Source organism: Lysobacter sp. HA35 (assembly GCF_054061195.1).
The window spans coordinates 1,964,165-1,977,478 of sequence record NZ_JBSSDY010000001.1; the positions used below are offsets into that span (position 1 = coordinate 1,964,165).

General features: G+C 67.2%; 17 protein-coding genes and 1 tRNA gene. 6 read left to right on the plus strand and 12 right to left on the minus strand.

Translation table 11 applies throughout. From position 1 onward, the window contains the following. Positions 1 to 23: 23 nt before the first annotated feature. From ACVWZN_RS09765 to ACVWZN_RS09790, 6 genes are all read left to right on the plus strand, one after another. Entirely contained in the window at positions 24 to 290 is a 267-nt protein-coding gene (locus ACVWZN_RS09765) for a hypothetical protein (protein ID WP_456953651.1), read from the plus strand. Continuing rightward, on the plus strand, positions 283 to 687 hold the full coding sequence (locus ACVWZN_RS09770) for a hypothetical protein (RefSeq protein WP_456953652.1): 405 nt from the start codon (positions 283 to 285) through the stop codon (positions 685 to 687). The genes ACVWZN_RS09765 and ACVWZN_RS09770 overlap by 8 nt, the downstream gene beginning before the upstream one ends. A 222-nt stretch (positions 688 to 909) precedes the next feature. Beyond that, positions 910 to 1,323 carry a hypothetical protein gene (locus ACVWZN_RS09775; protein ID WP_456953653.1) on the plus strand — a complete coding sequence of 138 codons (414 nt, stop codon included), beginning with the start codon at positions 910 to 912 and terminating at the stop codon, positions 1,321 to 1,323. 69 nt (positions 1,324 to 1,392) lie between these two features. Further along, entirely contained in the window at positions 1,393 to 1,518 is a 126-nt protein-coding gene (locus ACVWZN_RS09780) for a hypothetical protein (protein ID WP_456953654.1), read from the plus strand. An 8-nt stretch (positions 1,519 to 1,526) separates the two neighbouring features. Next, positions 1,527 to 1,718: a hypothetical protein gene (locus tag ACVWZN_RS09785; protein ID WP_456953655.1), complete on the plus strand. Its 192-nt coding sequence runs from the start codon at positions 1,527 to 1,529 to the stop codon at positions 1,716 to 1,718. Beyond that, complete coding sequence (locus ACVWZN_RS09790) at positions 1,718 to 2,857, plus strand: site-specific integrase (RefSeq protein WP_456953656.1); 1,140 nt, start codon at positions 1,718 to 1,720, stop codon at positions 2,855 to 2,857. The genes ACVWZN_RS09785 and ACVWZN_RS09790 overlap by 1 nt, the downstream gene beginning before the upstream one ends. Positions 2,858 to 2,901: 44 nt before the next feature. On the opposite strand, the gene ACVWZN_RS09795 is transcribed toward ACVWZN_RS09790, so the two are convergent. From ACVWZN_RS09795 to ACVWZN_RS09850, 12 genes are all read right to left on the minus strand, one after another. Next, a tRNA-Lys gene (locus tag ACVWZN_RS09795) sits at positions 2,902 to 2,977 on the minus strand. A 29-nt stretch (positions 2,978 to 3,006) separates the two neighbouring features. Next, a complete protein-coding gene (gene queC / locus ACVWZN_RS09800; RefSeq protein ID WP_456953657.1) occupies positions 3,007 to 3,723 on the minus strand; it encodes a 7-cyano-7-deazaguanine synthase QueC in 717 nt (238 codons plus the stop codon). Between the two features lie 99 nt (positions 3,724 to 3,822). Then, the gene (gene queE / locus ACVWZN_RS09805; protein ID WP_456953658.1) at positions 3,823 to 4,497 is read right to left on the minus strand and encodes a 7-carboxy-7-deazaguanine synthase QueE; all 675 of its coding nucleotides are present in this window, start codon (positions 4,495 to 4,497) and stop codon (positions 3,823 to 3,825) included. Between the two features lie 80 nt (positions 4,498 to 4,577). Further along, positions 4,578 to 5,426, minus strand: a complete 849-nt coding sequence (gene ybgF, locus ACVWZN_RS09810; protein ID WP_456953659.1) for a tol-pal system protein YbgF — start codon at positions 5,424 to 5,426, stop codon at positions 4,578 to 4,580. Positions 5,427 to 5,562: 136 nt separating this feature from the next. Further along, complete coding sequence (pal, locus tag ACVWZN_RS09815) at positions 5,563 to 6,090, minus strand: peptidoglycan-associated lipoprotein Pal (RefSeq protein WP_456953660.1); 528 nt, start codon at positions 6,088 to 6,090, stop codon at positions 5,563 to 5,565. 43 nt (positions 6,091 to 6,133) lie between these two features. Next, on the minus strand, positions 6,134 to 7,441 hold the full coding sequence (gene tolB / locus ACVWZN_RS09820) for a Tol-Pal system beta propeller repeat protein TolB (RefSeq protein ID WP_456953661.1): 1,308 nt from the start codon (positions 7,439 to 7,441) through the stop codon (positions 6,134 to 6,136). 112 nt (positions 7,442 to 7,553) lie between these two features. Then, a complete protein-coding gene (locus ACVWZN_RS09825; protein WP_456953662.1) occupies positions 7,554 to 8,456 on the minus strand; it encodes a cell envelope integrity protein TolA in 903 nt (300 codons plus the stop codon). Beyond that, the gene (gene tolR, locus ACVWZN_RS09830; protein WP_456953663.1) at positions 8,453 to 8,890 is read right to left on the minus strand and encodes a protein TolR; all 438 of its coding nucleotides are present in this window, start codon (positions 8,888 to 8,890) and stop codon (positions 8,453 to 8,455) included. The genes ACVWZN_RS09825 and tolR overlap by 4 nt, the downstream gene beginning before the upstream one ends. A 3-nt stretch (positions 8,891 to 8,893) precedes the next feature. Beyond that, complete coding sequence (gene tolQ, locus ACVWZN_RS09835) at positions 8,894 to 9,694, minus strand: protein TolQ (RefSeq protein ID WP_456953664.1); 801 nt, start codon at positions 9,692 to 9,694, stop codon at positions 8,894 to 8,896. Between the two features lie 88 nt (positions 9,695 to 9,782). Beyond that, positions 9,783 to 10,187 (minus strand): tol-pal system-associated acyl-CoA thioesterase, encoded by a 405-nt coding sequence (gene ybgC, locus ACVWZN_RS09840; RefSeq protein ID WP_456953665.1) that lies wholly within the window; start codon positions 10,185 to 10,187, stop codon positions 9,783 to 9,785. 92 nt (positions 10,188 to 10,279) lie between these two features. Then, complete coding sequence (gene ruvB, locus ACVWZN_RS09845) at positions 10,280 to 11,326, minus strand: Holliday junction branch migration DNA helicase RuvB (RefSeq protein WP_456953666.1); 1,047 nt, start codon at positions 11,324 to 11,326, stop codon at positions 10,280 to 10,282. Between the two features lie 39 nt (positions 11,327 to 11,365). Further along, on the minus strand, positions 11,366 to 13,303 hold the full coding sequence (locus tag ACVWZN_RS09850) for a potassium transporter Kup (RefSeq protein WP_456953667.1): 1,938 nt from the start codon (positions 13,301 to 13,303) through the stop codon (positions 11,366 to 11,368). Positions 13,304 to 13,314: the final 11 nt, after the last annotated feature.

The following is a 13,314-nucleotide window of genomic DNA, read 5'->3' on the forward strand; positions in this document are numbered from 1 at the left end:
GCGCCGTCACTGAGGCGCTAGCAATGGTTCGATTCGCCGCGCTCGATGCGTACCGCACTGGCATGCCGACACTTGGCGCTGCGCTCGACGAAGCTGCGCACACCCTCGAAGCCGCCCTAGCCGCACCGCAGCAGGCGGAGGCGGTGCCTGTGGCGTGGCGCTCGCGGATACCCGGCTACCCGTGGTGCTACGACGAACGCGATCCGGGCGCACTGCCCGGGAACTCCCCGCTGTCGGACGCCTTTGAGGTTCAGGCGCTGTACGCCGCCCGCGAGGCCCGCCATGAGTGAGGTCAAGCACTTGTGCCCGCCGCTTACCTACGGCGAGGCGATGGACTCGCTGCACGACCTCGCGATGCTGGAAGGTCGCGGCTGTCGCGCCGCCAACACGCTGCTGCAAATCCGCGCCACGCTCACCGACGAGCGCGCCGCAAAAGAGGCCGCGCTGGCGAGACTGGTAGCGGCCGACAATAGCTCGCGCATGTATGCCGAGCAGATGGGCCGGGAAATGCAGCGCGCCGAGTCCGCCGAGGCCGAGCTGCGGAAGGTGCGGGAGGGGATTGAGGGTTCGGCGGTGGAGCTCGAAGCGCACACGCGCGAACTGCTCGCCGACAAACACTTCGCGCTGGCCGGAGCCATCGGCCGAGCCGTGCGCGCACTGCGCGGCCTGCTGGGCGAGGGGGAGTGATGGACAAGCCCGCCGCGCTGTTCCTGTTCCACAAAAACCCGACGATGGCGCAGCCCTGGGCGGACGCGGGCTACGACTGCTACCTGGTCGATCTGCAGCATGCGAAGGGCGAGCGCCGGGACGGCAATCTGATCTACGTTGGCGCCGACATTCACCGGTATGCGCCCGCACTGCGTCGCTATCGCTTCGGCTTCGCCTGCCCCCCCCTGCACGGATGTCGCGGTGTCAGGCGCGCGGTGGTTCAAGGGCAAGGGGCTGTACGCCTTGGCGGATGCGATCGGCTGCTTTGCCCGTGCGGCGGAAATGCTGGAAGCCGCCGACTGCCCGTACGGCATCGAGAACCCGGTGAGCGTGATCAGCAGCTACTGGCGCAAGCCCGACTACACCTTCGATCCGAACGAGTACGCGGGCTACGAAGGCGGCCAGGACGACACCTACACAAAGAAGACCTGCATCTGGGCCGGCGGTGGGTTCGTCATGCCGCCGCGCCGTCCGCTGCCAGCGATCGATGGAAGCCGCATGCACCTGCTGCCGCCGTCCAGCGAGCGCGCCAACCTGCGCAGCGCGACACCGCCAGGCTTCGCCAACGCAGTCTTTCAGTTCAACGCGCGAGAAGCGCAGAGCCAAGCCGCATGACCGCCCACCGCTACAGCGAGGATGACCGTGGCTAAGTCCGTCAACTCAATGCGGAGCGCGTGGCGGCTCGTGGCTACGAAGCACGACGGGCAGCATCTTTGGTTCTGGGGGCAGATGGCGGCGCCGCATACCGCGCTGCCGCTGCACCTGTACGCCACGCGCTACCTGCGCCGGCATGGAGGCCATGCCAGGTGATCGGTAGCGTGCTTGAGTTCGCCGACCTGCAGCGCGTGAGCGGCTATGACCGCCGCGCGGATGTGGAGCGGTGGGCGCGTGACATCGGCCTAAGCGTGCGTCCATGCCGTGGCGGTGTGTGGACGACCGTCGAAGCACTGAACGCCGCGCTAGGCTTGTTGGCGAGCAACGACGACGCCTACCCGGCCGGAGTGGTGTGATGGCACCGCGGCAGCGCAAGCACAATCCGTCCATCCCTTCGCACATCGACCAGAACGCGATCCCGAAGGGCGTGTATTGGGATGCGACCGGCAAGGGCCGCTGGTATCGCTTCGTGCAATCAGAAGGCAAGCCGGCGCGCGAAACGCTCGCAGGGCCGGCAGCGAAGCTGTCCGATCTGCACGCGATGATCGAGCCGCAGGAATTGGCCGGAACGGTCGAGTGGCTGTCGAAGCAGTACCACGCGAGCGCGAAGTTCGCGAAGCTCGCCAAGTCCACGCAGGACGACTACGAATACAGCCGCGACGTGGCACTCGGGATCAAGACCACGAGCGGCACGACATTCGGCAAGCTTGAGGCGAAGCGACTGGCGGCCGCGCACATCCAGCGCATTGTCGATCGCCTGGACAACGAAGGCACGCCAACGAAGGCGAACAAGGTGCTGCGCTATCTGCGCCTGCTGTTTCGATGGGGCGTGAATCGCGGGCTGTGTCCGCACAACCCCGCGCAGGGCGTGGAGGCTGCGCAGGAGCGCAAGAAGCGGCGCCTACCGCCGACGGACGTCTACACCGCCCTGCTCCGTTTCGCACAGGAGCGCGGCGCACTGAAGGCGCACACGGAAGGCTCGGTCGCGCCGTACCTGTGGCTGGTGATGGAACTGGGCTACATGTGCCGCCTGCGCGGCATCGAGACGGTGACGCTTACGCTCGCGGCTGAAACGCCCGAAGGCATCCAGACGAACCGACGCAAGCGCTCACGCGATTCGCTTGTGCAGTGGAATCCGCGCCTACGCGCGGCATGGGACGCCGCTGTCGCACTACGGCAAGCCACGCTGACGCGATTGAAGCGCCCGGAAATGCTGAGGTTGGAAGATCGCGCGCTGTTTCTCTCGCAGGGCGGCGAACCGCTCAGCAAGTCGGGCTTGGACACCGCCTGGCAGCGGCTCATCAAGCTGGCGATCGAGAAGGACGTCATCGCACCGGAGCAGCGTTTCGGCCTGCATGACCTCAAGCGCAAGGGCGGCACCGAAGCTGCAGGCAGCAAGGGCGAACGTCAGGACGCGTTGGGCGTTTCGGATGCGATGATGAAGGTGTACGACCACTCCGTTCCGCGCGTGAAGCCATCGGGATTTACGGAGTGATTTACGGAGGCAGTCGGTAGAGCCTCGCAAGTATCTGATTTCAATGGTGGGTCGTGATGGATTCGAACCATCGACCAGCGGATTAAAAGTCCGATGCTCTACCGACTGAGCTAACGACCCACAGTCCCGGCGTCGCCGGGGGCGCGATCTTACCGCAGACGCCCGCTGGCTTCAGCCGCTGCGTAGCGCGTGGGGTCCGGCACGCCGGCCGCTTCGAAGCCCTGAGCGCGCAGGCGGCATGCATCGCATTCGCCACAGGCGCGGCCTTCGGCGTCGGCCTTGTAGCAGGAGACAGTCAGGCCGAAGTCGACCCCGAGGCGCACGCCTTCACGCGCGATGTCGGCCTTGCTCATGAATTGCAGCGGTGCGTGCACGCGCAGGCCCGCGCCTTCGACGCCCGCCTTCGTCGCGAGGTTCGCGAGTCGTTCGAACGCGGCGACGAACTCGGGGCGACAGTCGGGATAGCCCGAATAGTCCACCGCATTCACGCCGCAGAAGATGTCGTTCGCGCCGAGCACTTCGGCCCAGCCCAGCGCGATCGACAACATGATCGTGTTGCGGGCCGGCACGTAGGTGACCGGGATGCTGGAGCCGGTATCGCCCGCCGTCGGCACGTCGATCGCGGTGTCGGTGAGCGCGGAGCCGCCGATGGTGCCGAGGTCGACGACGACGGTCTTGTGCTCGATGACGCCGAGCGCCTGCGACACGCGCGCGGCGGCGTCGAGTTCCGACGTATGCCGCTGGCCGTAGCGAACGCTGAGCGCGTAGACGTCGAAACCCTGCGACTTCGCCATCGCAACGACGACGGCGGAATCCATGCCGCCGGAAAGAAGAACGACGGCCCTGCGTGTAGACGTGGAAGTCATCGGTGCTTTGAACGAAAGAATGCGGATTGATGTGCGACGAACACGCGGACCGTGCGGCATGCATGCATCGCGCAAGGCGACATCACGCAATGCGACGCATCAACGCCCCGGTTCGTCGCCCCAGAGGATCTTGTGCAGCTGCAGCTGGAAGCGCACCCGCAGGCGGTCGTCGACGATCCACTGCGCGAGATCACGTGGCGCGACCTGGCCAAAGCTCGGCGAGAACAGCACATCGCAGCGCGATGGCAACGCATGTTCGGCGACGATGCCGCGCGACCATTCGTAATCCTCGCGCGAGCAGATGACGAACTTGACCTCGTCGTGCGGCGTCAGCAGCGGGATGTTCTCCCAGCGGTTGCGATGCACTTCGGCCGAGCCCGGCGTCTTGATGTCGACCACGCGCGACACGCGCGGATCGACCGCGCCGATGTCGAGCGCGCCGGACGTTTCCAGCGACACCGCGTAGCCCGCGTCGCACAGGCGCTGCAGCAGGATCGTGCAGCGCTTCTGCGCGAGCGGCTCGCCGCCGGTGACGCAGACGTGGCGGACACCGAGGCGCGCGACCTCGGCGAGGATCGCGTCGATCTCCCACCAGTCGCCACCGTGGAACGAATACGTGGTGTCGCAGTACTGGCAGCGCAGCGGGCAGCCGGTCAGGCGCACGAACACGGTCGGCCAGCCGACGCTGTTCGACTCGCCTTGCAGGGACAGGAAAATCTCGGTCAGCCGCAAGCGCTCCGGCGCTGCGGCGGCCGCGGTGACGGGGACGCTCATCCGGCGATTTTACCGCCCTGCCCGCCTGCGCCGGTGCGGACGCGCGCCGCCGTTCAGGACGCCCGTTGCGGGCGGTCGCGTCAGCGCGCGGCGCCCATCGCGCGCAGGCGATCAGCGGCCGACTGCGAGGCGTCGCTGCCGGCGTAATGGGCGACCACGCCCTCGAAATCGGCACGCGCCGCGTCGTCCTGATGCAGGTTAAGGCGGGTCAGGCCGCGCTTGAGCATCGCGCCGGGCGCCTTGTCGTGGGTCGGGAAGCGATCGAGCAGCTGCGTGAACGGCTCGACGGCCTGCTCGTAGTTGCGCGTCGCGTAGTAGCTCTCGCCCAGCCAGTACAGCGCGTTCGGCGCGTAGACGCCGCCCGGGTAGCGGTCGAGGAAGTCCGAGAACAGGCGCGAGGCGTCGGCGTAGCGACCGGCCTTCAGCGCGTCGAAGGCGGCGTTGTAGGCGGTGAGCTCGTTGCCGGTGGGCGTCGCGGAGCCGGCGGCGGCGGTCGGTGCCGCGGGCGGCTTGGCCTTGGTCGTCGCAGGCGCCGCGGGCTTGGTCGACGCCGAAGGACGCGCGGCCGCTGTGGAAGTACCGAGTGCGGGCTTCGCAGTGGCTGCGGGCGCTGGCGTCGGTGTTACCGGAGCCGGCGTCGCGCCACCCTCGATCCGCTGCAGGCGGCCGTCGACGTCGAGGTATTGCGTCCGCATCGACGCGCGCAGCTGCTCGTTCGCCTGCTGCATTTCCTCCAGCTGCCCGCGCATCGACTGCACATCCTGGCGCAGCTGCGCGATCTGGTTGACCAGTTCGACGTTCTGCGGATTCGCGGCGCGCACTTCGAGTGCGGTGACGCGATCGGCGAGGCTGGCGCGCTGCGCGAAGACGGGCAGCGGTGCGACGAGGACCAGCGCGATGGCGAGCGCGAGGGCGCGAGGTGAGTTCATGACGATTCCCCGGTGTTGGAGCGTGCGGCGAGTATGCCGCGCGCGGGCCGCGATCCGACTGTCGCGACGATGAATGCATGCCGCAACGAAAACGGGCCGCATCGCGCGGCCCGTTTCGCCAACTACCGCGTATCGATCAGCGCGCGCTGTAGCTGATCTCGACGCGACGGTTCTTCGACCAGCAACCCTCGCCCGACTCGGTGCAGATCGGCTTCTCTTCGCCGAAGCTGTTGGTCGTCAGCTGCGACGATTGTCCACCCGCGGCCTGCATCGCCGACGAAACGGCGTTCGCACGGCGTTCGCCGAGGGCGAGGTTGTAGTCGCGGCTGCCGCGCTCGTCGGCGTGGCCGTCGAGCGTCATGCGCGAGGACGGACGGTCGCGCAGGTACTTCGCGTGGCAGTTCACAATCGCCTGGAACTCCGGCTTCAGCGTGTCCTGGTCGAGGTCGAAGTAGACGATGCGCTGGCGCAGGCAGGTGTCGGTATCGAGATCGTTCGGGCCGTACGCGCCGGCGGTGGTCGGGCCGGTGGTGGCGGGCATGGTCGTGGTGGTGCCCGTCGACGTATCGGTCGGCGGCGTTTCCTTGACCTTCTTCGAGCACGCCATCGCGAGGGTGCACATCGCGGCGACGATCAGGAGCTGGCTGGCGGACTTGGCGTTCATTCGTTCTTTCCTTGTTTGGCGTTTTGGATGGACGTCTGCCGCGTCAGCGCGGCGTGCGGTAAGGGCCCCACGCCGGCTCGCGAACATCGCCGTCGGCGAGCACGAGGCGCTGGCGAACGCGCGCGTCGGCCGACAGCGCGTACAACACGCCGCGACCGCCCTCGCGTGCGGCGTAGATGAGCATGCTCGCGTTGGGCGCGAAGCTCGGGGATTCGTCGAGGTTGCCCGGCGACAACAGGCTCCAGCGCGGGCTGCCGAGGCTCGAGTCCATCAGCGCGATGCGGTACGTATTGCCCACGCCCTGCGCGGTGGCGATCTTCTTGCCGTCGTACGACACGGTGGCGCTGGCGTTGTACGTGCCCTGGAAGGTCACGCGCGTCGCGTTGCCGCCCGATGCCGACGCCGTGTAGATCTGCGGACGGCCGCCGCGATCGGACGTGAAATACAGGCGCGAACCATCCGCGCTCCACGTCGGTTCGGTGTCGATCGAATAGTGGTTGGTGACCTGCGTGAGCGCGCGGCTGCCGAGATCCATCACGTAGACCTCGGGATTGCCCGAACGCGACAGCGTCATCGCGAGGCGACGACCGTCCGGCGAGAACTCCGGCGAACCGTTGATCCCGCGAAAGTGCGCGACCATCTCGCGCGCGCCGCTGGCGATCGTCTGGATGTAGATCGCCGAGCTGCCGCCTTCGAAGCCGACGTACGCGAGGCGCGCGCCATCCGGGCTCCACGACGGCGACATCAGCGGCTCGGTCGAGCGCACGACGGTCTGCGGGTTGTAGCCATCGCTGTCGGCGACCACGAGCGCATAGCGCGCGCCACCACCTGTACCGCTCTGCGTGACGTACGCGATGCGCGTGTAGAACGCGCCGCGCACGCCGGTGACTTTTTCGTAGATCGCATCGGCGATCTGGTGCGCGACGTCGCGCATCTGGCCGCTGCGCGCGGTGAGTGCGAAGCCGAGCAGGCGCGTCTGCTTGGCGACGTCGAGCAGTTCGTATTCGACGCGATACGCACCGCCGCCCGCATCGAGCACGCGACCGACGACGACGTAATCCTGGTTGATCGCACGCCAGACCGGATAGTTGACGTCCTCGCTGCGCGTCGGGCGTTCCGGCAGGCCGTCGACCGGCAACGACTTGAACTGGCCGGAGCGGTTGAGATCCGCAGCGACGATCGACGCCTCGTCGTTCGCACCCGTGCCGTTCTGGAACGGCACCACCGCAATCGGCAGCGCGGCCGCGTTGCCGCCGACGATGTCGATCTCCAGGCCCTGCTGCTGCGCGGCCGCCGCCATCGGCAACAGGCATGCGATGCACAGGACCAGCCATGACACGAGACGACGCATCGTGATTCCTCGGTCTTTCGGTGTGGGCGCATACAGGTAGCAGCCCGATCGTGAATCCTAGCTCACACCTGAACCGTTTAGCGGGTTGACAGATGCGAGCCGTCGCGTCCCGTCAGGGCGCGCGGAAGTTGAGCGTCAGTTCGCGCTTGAAGACTTTCTCGAAGCCCGCGTAAGGCAGCGGCTGCGCCTTCAGCACCGCGGCCTCGATCGAGCGACGGCCGGCCTCGTCGTACACGCAGGGCGACGTCACCTGCGCATCGATCACCTCACCGCCCGGCAACTGGCGGATGACGAGGCGGCACATCGCGTTCGGCGGAATGTTGTCCGGACGAATCCATTTCGCGCGGATGGCGTCCTGCAACGCGGCGGCGTAACGACCCAGCAGGCCGTCGTCGGCGGGACCGCTGCCGCCCGCATCGGCGTCCGACTGTGCCGCCTGCTGCGCGGCCGATCCACTGCGCGTCGGCGCGGTGAGCTGCGCGAGGCGTTCCTCGGCAGCCATCGCGGCACGCGAGGCCGCGGCACGACGACGACGGATGTCCGCGAGCTGCGCTTCCTTGTCGGCCTGCTGGCGCTGCTGCGCTTCCTGCTGCGCATCGACCGGGCTGGTCAGGTCGGCCTGCTGCTGTTGGTGCTTTTCTTCCTGTGGCTTCGTTTCGACGGCCTTCTGCGGCGTCGGCGTTTCGACCACCGCCTGGTGTTCGACGTCGTCCGGCTGCGTGAGCTGTTGCTGCGGCTTCGGTTGCGCTTCCGGCGGCGCGGTTTCGGGTTCCGGCTGCGGTTCGGGCACGGGTTCCGGTAACGGCTCCGGTGCAGGCTGCGGACGATGGTTCAAAGTGCGCTGCATCGCCGCCGACAACTGACCGACATCGACCACGTCCGCCGACATGCCACCGGCACTGGCCTGCGTGATGTCGTGCGGCCGCATCGCGAGCCACAGCAGCAACGCGAGCGCGAGGTGCAAGCCGATCGCCAGCGCGACCGCGGTGGCGTCGTCGGCCGGCCGAACCCTCACTTCGCCTGACCCTTCGGCGAGCTGATCAGCGACACCTTGTCGACGCCCGCCTTCTTGAGCAGATCGATCGCGTCGGTAACGGTCTGGTAGCTCGCCTTCGCATCCGCGCCGATCAGCACCTGCACGTCATGATTCTGCGCGACGATCGTCGACAGCCGCGCGGTGAGTTCCGCACCGCTGACGGCTTCGTTGCTGCCTGCTTTCACCGCGAGGAAGTAATTGCCGTCCGCATCGACCTGCACGACGACGGGGTCCGTCTTCTGCTGCAGCGATTTCGCGTTCGACTTCGGAAGATCGACATCGACGCCGAGGTTCAGCAGCGGCGCGGTGATCATGAAGATGACGAGCAGCACGAGCATCACGTCGATGTACGGCACGACGTTGATCTCTGACTTGAGCTTGCGTCGCCTGTGGCGACGGAGGGAGACCGACATGGCTCAGCCCTCGAGGTGCGACTGTCGCTGCAGGATCGACGAGAACTCTTCTGCGAACGCCTCGTAGCGCGACGCAAGCCGCTCCACGGCAGTGGCGAAGCGGTTGTACGCCCACACCGCGGGAATCGCGACGAACAGGCCCATCGCGGTCGCCAGCAGCGCTTCGGAAATACCGGGCGCGACGTCCTTGATGCCTACCTGCTGCGAACTGGCGAGCAGCGAATGCATCGTCACCATGATGCCGAACACGGTGCCGACCAGGCCGATGTACGGCGACGTCGAACCGATGTTGGCGAGCAGTTCGAGGTTGTGTTCCAGCGAATCGAGTTCGCGCGACGCGGTCGCGCGCATGCCGCGCTGCGCGGCTTCGAGTTGCGCGTCGGTGTCCGCGCCGCGGCGCTGGCGAAGACGGTTGAAGTCGCGGAAACCGGCTTCGAAGATCGCTTCCATGCCGCCGACATCGCGACCGCGCCCGCTCGCGCCTTCATAGAGCTTGCTGAGTTCGGAGCCCGACCAGAAGCGTTCCTCGAACTGCACCGCTTCGCGACGCGCGCGACGCAGCAGCGCCGACTTGCGGAAGATGATCACCCACGACGCGATCGACGCCACGATCAGCAGCAGCATGATCAGCTGCACCGGAAGGCTGGCGTGCGTGACCAGTTGCACGAGGTCGAGCGAGCCGGCGGGGGGCGTAGCTGCGGCGCTCGCGGCCTGCGCCGCATCGGCGAGCGGCTGCGCATCGACGGGCGTCGCATCCGGCAGCGCGGCGGGGCTGGACTGCAGCATCAGCGACAGCGCGCTCATCGGGCGGCCCCTGCAGCCGTGTGCGTGGGGGACGTGCGCGGGCGATGCGATGCGGTCATTCGGGCTCTCCGGTCCATGCGGCGGACGATCAGTTCGGGGTTTGCAGGGCGGCGAGCTGCGCATGCAGCCCGGCCGGAATGGGCGCGGGGCGGAACGTCGCGGCGTCGAGCGCAGCGATTCGGACCGTGGCGTCGAGAAGACGTTCCCCGTCGCGGTCGATCGACTGCTTGAAGACGAGGCTTGCGCGGCGGCAGTCGGCGAGTTCGCAATGCACGTCGAGCGCGTCGTCGAGGCGGGCGGGCTTGAGGAAATCCAGCGTCATCGCACGCACCGCGAACACCAGGCCCGTGGCCTGCAGCGATGCCTGTCCGTGGCCGTTCGCGCGCATCCACTCCGAGCGCGCGCGCTCGAGGAATGCGACATAGCGCGCGTGGTAGACCACGCCGCCGGCGTCGGTGTCTTCCCAGTAGATGCGGACCGGCAGGCTGAACATGCGCTCCGAACGCCCGAAATGCCGGGCCGTGCGTGGGGGCGCCAAGTCTACCCGCGGTGCCCAACCGTGCCGACGCCGCGGCAAGCGGCGGTTCAGTCGATCGACGGCGCAGCCGGTGGCTCGAACAGATCCGGCGACTTCGCACGTGGGGTGAATCCGAGGTGGCGATACGCCTTCGGCGTCGCCATGCGGCCGCGCGCGGTGCGGATCAGGTAGCCCTGCTGGATGAGGTAGGGCTCGACCACGTCCTCGAGCGTGCCGCGTTCCTCGCTCAGCGCTGCGGCCAGCGATTCGACGCCGACCGGCCCGCCATCGAACGACTCGATCACGATGCCGAGCAGGCGCCGATCGAGTTCGTCGAAACCTTCCGGATCGACCTTCAGCATCGTCATCGCATCGAACGCGGTCTGGCTGGTGATCGTGCCGTCGCCGCGCACCTGCGCGAAGTCGCGCACGCGGCGCAGCAGGCGGTTGGCGATACGCGGCGTGCCGCGCGATCGACGCGCGATCTCGCCGGCACCGTCCGGTGTGCACGAGATACCGAGGATGTGTGCGGAACGCTGCACGATCTTCGTCAGTTCTTCCGCGCTGTAGAACTCCAGGCGCTGCACGATGCCGAAGCGGTCGCGCAGCGGCGCGGTCAGCAAGCCCGCGCGCGTGGTCGCGCCGATCAGCGTGAACGGCGGCAGATCGATCTTGATCGAGCGTGCGGCCGGGCCCTCGCCGATCATGATGTCGAGCTGGAAATCCTCCATCGCCGGGTACAGCACTTCCTCGACCAGCGGCGACAGGCGATGGATCTCGTCGACGAACAGCACGTCGTGCGGCTGCAGGTTGGTGAGCAACGCCGCGAGGTCGCCGGCTTTCTCGATCACCGGGCCGGACGTCTGCCGCAGGTTGACGCCGAGTTCGTTGGCGATGACCTGGCTGAGCGTGGTCTTGCCGAGGCCGGGCGGGCCGAAGATCAGCACGTGGTCGAGTGCTTCGCCGCGGCCCTTCGCGGCCTCGATGTAGATCTTCATCTGCTCGCGCACCGGCGCCTGGCCGAGGTACTCGTCCAGGCGCTTGGGTCGGATGCTGGCCTCGACGGCGGCGTCTTCGTTCGTGGCGCCGGCGGCGATGATGCGGTTCTCGGTCATGCCGGGATTATGGCCCGCCGCCGCTCAGCCGGTGCGACGCTAGATCTCGATCTGCGCGCCCAGCTCGACGAGGCGGTTGCCCGGAATGCGGAAGAAGGTCGTCGCGGGTGCGGCATTTCGATGCATCAGCGCGAACACCTTGTCGCGCCAGAACGGCATGCCGCGGTGCTTGCTGGCGACGATGGTTTCGCGGCTCGCGAAATACGTCGTGTCCATCGGGTCGAAATGGATGCCGCCCTTGTCGCACGAACGCATCAACGCGAGCGGCACGTCCGGCGTTTCCATGAAGCCGAACTTGATCGTCACCCGGTAGAAGTTCTCACCGATCGAATCGATCTTCAGGCGCTTGTCCTTGGGCGCCATCGGCACCGTCATCGGTTCGACGGTGAGGAAGACGTTGCGCTCGTGCAGCACCTTGTTGTGCTTGAGGTTGTGCAGGAACGCCTGCGGCACGACGCCGCGATCGGCGGTGAGGAATACCGCCGTGCCCGGCACGCGCACCGGCGGCGACAGCATCAGGCCGGGCAGGAACACGTCGAGCTGGATGCCTTCCTTGCGCACTTCCTCGTGCAGCAGCGCGCGGCCGCGACGCCAGGTGCGCATCAGCGTGAACGAGGTGATGCCGATGAACAGCGGCACCCACGCGCCGATGCCGGTGAGCAGCTTGCCGCCGTTGGCGACGAGGAACGCGACGTCGATGATCAGGAACAGGCCGCACAGCGGCAGCACCCATTTACGCGAGTCGTTCCAGCGCGTGTATGCGACGAGCGCGAGCAGCAGCGTGTCGATGAGCATCGTGCCGGTGACGGACAGGCCGTATGCGGTGGCGAGGTTGGTCGCGCTCTTGAACGCGAGCGTCAGCAGGATCACCGCGCCCAGCAGCGTCCAGTTGATCGACGGCACGTAGATCTGGCCAATCGTCTGTCTCGACGTGTGCTTGATCGACAGGCGCGGCAGGTAGCCGAGCTGGATCGCCTGGCGCGTCACCGAGAACGCGCCGGTGATCACCGCCTGCGAAGCGATGGCCGCAGCGACGGTCGCAAGCCCGAGCATCGGCACCTGCGCCCAGTCGGGCATGGACATGTAGAACGGATTCGCGCGCGCCTCGGGATTCTGCAGAAGCACCGCGCCCTGCCCGAAGTAGTTCAGCACCAGCGCCGGCAGCACGAAGCCGAACCACGCCCAGCGAATGGGTTTTTTGCCGAAGTGGCCCATGTCGGCATACAGCGCTTCACCGCCGGTGATCGCCAGCACCACCGCACCGAGAATGAAGAGCGCATGGCCGCCATGCGTGATGAAAAAACGCAGGCCCCAGTACGGATTCAGCGCGGTCAGCACCGACGGATAGCGGACGATGTTGTTGACGCCGAGAATCGCCAGCACGACGAACCACGTGATCATCACCGGCCCGAAGATCCTGCCCACACGCTCGGTGCCGAAGCGCTGGAACGCGAACAGCGCGACGAGGATGACCAGGCCGACCGGCATCACCCAGTGTCCGAATTCCGGCGAGATCACGCGAAGGCCGTCGAGCGCACCGAGCACGGTGACCGGCGGCGTGATCATGCCGTCGCCGAAGAACAGCGACGCACCGAAGATGCCGAGGATGCCGACCAGGTAGTTGAGCCGCGAGCCCTGCTTCAGCGACCGCTGCGCGAGTGCGGTGAGCGCCATGATGCCGCCCTCGCCCTCGTTGTCCGCACGCATGATGACGATGACGTACTTCAGCGTGACGACCAGCATCAACGCCCAGAACGCGAGCGACAGCAGGCCCTTCACCGTCGACGCATCGGGCTGCAACCCGTAATGCGGCAGGAACATTTCCTGGATCGTGTAGAGCGGGCTGGTACCGATGTCGCCGAACACGACGCCCACGGCGCCGACCACCATGGTCGCGAGACCGGCGTGTCCGTGACCGTGGGCATGGCCCGTATCGCCACCATGCGAAGAGGTGGCCGTGGAAACGGAAGCGGTCATGAACGTCCTGG

What these genes read in the sequence shown, in the direction of transcription:
- ACVWZN_RS09765 (WP_456953651.1), top strand. Translation starts at nt 24, where the DNA reads ATGGTTCGATTCGCCGCGCTCGATGCGTACCGCACTGGCATGCCGACA.
- ACVWZN_RS09770 (WP_456953652.1), top strand. Translation starts at nt 283, where the DNA reads ATGAGTGAGGTCAAGCACTTGTGCCCGCCGCTTACCTACGGCGAGGCG.
- ACVWZN_RS09790 (WP_456953656.1), top strand. Translation starts at nt 1,718, where the DNA reads ATGGCACCGCGGCAGCGCAAGCACAATCCGTCCATCCCTTCGCACATC.
- queC (WP_456953657.1), bottom strand. Translation starts at nt 3,723, where the DNA reads ATGACTTCCACGTCTACACGCAGGGCCGTCGTTCTTCTTTCCGGCGGC.
- queE (WP_456953658.1), bottom strand. Translation starts at nt 4,497, where the DNA reads ATGAGCGTCCCCGTCACCGCGGCCGCCGCAGCGCCGGAGCGCTTGCGG.
- ybgF (WP_456953659.1), bottom strand. Translation starts at nt 5,426, where the DNA reads ATGAACTCACCTCGCGCCCTCGCGCTCGCCATCGCGCTGGTCCTCGTC.
- pal (WP_456953660.1), bottom strand. Translation starts at nt 6,090, where the DNA reads ATGAACGCCAAGTCCGCCAGCCAGCTCCTGATCGTCGCCGCGATGTGC.
- tolB (WP_456953661.1), bottom strand. Translation starts at nt 7,441, where the DNA reads ATGCGTCGTCTCGTGTCATGGCTGGTCCTGTGCATCGCATGCCTGTTG.
- tolR (WP_456953663.1), bottom strand. Translation starts at nt 8,890, where the DNA reads ATGTCGGTCTCCCTCCGTCGCCACAGGCGACGCAAGCTCAAGTCAGAG.
- tolQ (WP_456953664.1), bottom strand. Translation starts at nt 9,694, where the DNA reads ATGAGCGCGCTGTCGCTGATGCTGCAGTCCAGCCCCGCCGCGCTGCCG.
- ybgC (WP_456953665.1), bottom strand. Translation starts at nt 10,187, where the DNA reads ATGTTCAGCCTGCCGGTCCGCATCTACTGGGAAGACACCGACGCCGGC.
- ruvB (WP_456953666.1), bottom strand. Translation starts at nt 11,326, where the DNA reads ATGACCGAGAACCGCATCATCGCCGCCGGCGCCACGAACGAAGACGCC.
- ACVWZN_RS09850 (WP_456953667.1), bottom strand. Translation starts at nt 13,303, where the DNA reads ATGACCGCTTCCGTTTCCACGGCCACCTCTTCGCATGGTGGCGATACG.